This window comes from Gluconobacter aidae, from assembly GCF_009547075.1.
Taxonomy (GTDB): Bacteria; Pseudomonadota; Alphaproteobacteria; order Acetobacterales; family Acetobacteraceae; genus Gluconobacter; species Gluconobacter aidae.
The window spans coordinates 1-2,087 of sequence record NZ_WIPH01000089.1 but is presented as its reverse complement, the minus strand read 5'-3'; the positions used below and the strand labels follow the sequence as shown (position 1 = coordinate 2,087).

1 protein-coding gene and 2 pseudogenes are annotated in these 2,087 nt (G+C 54.3%); 1 reads left to right on the top strand and 2 read right to left on the bottom strand.

The window, feature by feature from the left end:
* Nucleotides 1–3: 3 nt before the first annotated feature.
* A pseudogene (locus GFJ39_RS13815) lies at nucleotides 4–807 on the bottom strand (NAD kinase); the annotation flags it as partial.
* A 204-nt stretch (nucleotides 808–1,011) separates the two neighbouring features.
* Nucleotides 1,012–1,220: pseudogene (locus GFJ39_RS13810) on the bottom strand (IS3 family transposase); the annotation flags it as partial.
* Nucleotides 1,221–1,567: 347 nt separating this feature from the next.
* On the opposite strand from GFJ39_RS13810, the gene GFJ39_RS14610 reads away from it, so the two are divergent.
* Nucleotides 1,568–2,062 (top strand): IS110 family transposase, encoded by a 495-nt coding sequence (locus GFJ39_RS14610; protein ID WP_153432025.1) that lies wholly within the window; start codon nucleotides 1,568–1,570, stop codon nucleotides 2,060–2,062.
* The last annotated feature ends 25 nt before the right edge of the window (nucleotides 2,063–2,087 follow it).

Below are 2,087 nucleotides of genomic sequence, written 5' to 3'. Positions count from 1 at the left end.
GACCTATGTCACGAACTGTTCGGCAATGATCCGCTCTGAAAGACCGTGATCGGGATCGAACAGGATCGTGGCTTTCCGGGAGCGGTCTTCCCGCACAGCAACCTCCGCCACATTACGGATTTCCGTAAAATCCGCTACCGCCGCTGTTGCCCGCTTCTCGGTATCAAGCAGTGTCAGTTTCACGACTGCGCTCGACGGCAGGAGGGCTCCCCGCCAACGCCGGGGACGAAAAGCAGAGATCGGTGTAAGAGGAAGAATATTGGCGCTTAAAGGCACAATAGGCCCATGGGCAGACAGGTTATAAGCTGTCGAACCGGCCGGCGTGGAAACGATTATTCCGTCGCAGATAAGCTCCTCAAGCCTCAATCGACCATCTATTTCTATCCGGATACGAGATGTCTGCCGTGTCTGACGGAAAAGAAACACGTCATTGAATGCCAATGCACTTTTGACTTTCCCTGCCACTGTTGTGGCCGTCATGTGCAGCGGGTGAAGAACCGACGGCTGAGCATTTTCGAGACGCTGTAAAAGGTCCCCCTCATCAGCAGCATTCATCAAGAACCCAACCGTTCCATAATTCATGCCGTAAATGGCAATGCTTTTATCCAGAACCTTGTGCAGGGCCTCAAGCATGAAACCATCCCCCCCCAGACAGACAACGACATCCGCCTCATGAAGCCGCACATTTCCGTATTTCTGTGAAAGTCGGGCCAGTGCACCCTGAGCGCTGTCAGTGGAAGAGGCAACAAAATGAATTTTCATAAAAATCGCATCAGTCAGAAATCGACAGAGATCATTTTCTCTATTGCACGCACCCTTAGCAGATGAATGGCTTGAGGCAGCATCCTTTTTTCAGAGCTGACAGTAAAATCGAACATCCAGTTCCAAACATGAAAATACCCCTCCCCCGACATACTGCGAACAGAGGTGGACCCGTTTGTTCGGACAGTCTTTGGGTTTGAATAAACTATACCCGGTTGATGCTATGCCGCCCTTCTGACGGCGCTGCGTTTGTCCCTCTGATCCGGTCTCGAACGCGTGCAGGTAGACGCATCCGTATTTCAGCGACCGCCACAGACGCTTGATGAACACGTTGTCCAGCCAGCGTCCACGCCGCCCATGCTGATGCGGATCTGACGTTCTTCCAGGATTCCGGCAAAACGGGGCGTCCTAAATTGTGACCCCTGGTCAGTATTGAAAATTTCCGGGATGCCGTAGCGCATCAGCGGACCCCGGAGTGCTTCCCGAGCAACCCGTGATTTGAACTCCGTCCCATACCTCTTGCGCGTAACCTTGCCCATAAAACCCGTCCTCTCTCAGGTCGGGTTATAGACCCAATGACTGTCATTTGCCTCGCCTTCTGAGGTCAGGGGGAGCGTAAGCTCGCTTTGTCACGAGAGGAGAATGACAATGTCGACGACGAAATTCATCGGTCTGGATGTCCACAAGGAGACGATTGCCATGGCTGTTGCAGACGATGGACAATCGGGAGAAATCCGGTTCCACGGGACAATTCCCAACACGCCCGAGGCCATACGACGTCTGGTGTCGCGCCTGACTGCACCTGATGTGGCACTCCACTGCTGCTATAAGGCAGGCAAGCGGGTACGGCATCCATCGCCAGATGCTGGGTCTGGGTGTGAATTGCAGTGTCGTCGCCTCATCTGTAATACCGCGCAAGCCAGCCGAGAGGGTGAAGACGGACAGAAGAGACGCCGAAATGTTGGCGCGGCTGTTGCGATCGAGTGCACTGACGGCAATTTGGATCCCGGATCCGGCGCACGAGGCTATGCGCGACCTCGTACGCAGTCGGCGCCAGACCAGACAGGATCTTGTTGCCAGCCGCCAGATGCTTCTGGGGTTTCTGTTGCGCCATGGGCGTAAATGCACCGGTCGTTCGAACTGGACAAAGGCGCACTGGAGATGGCTGGGGAACCAAGCATTCGAAATACCACATCAGCAATTTATTCTGGGCGAAAGCATCCGACGTATTGAAGAAGCTCAACAGCGTTGCAATCGACTGGACGCCATGCTCGGGGAGGCGTTATACCAACGGTTATAGGCGCTGACCTGTGTGAGCCCCAAAA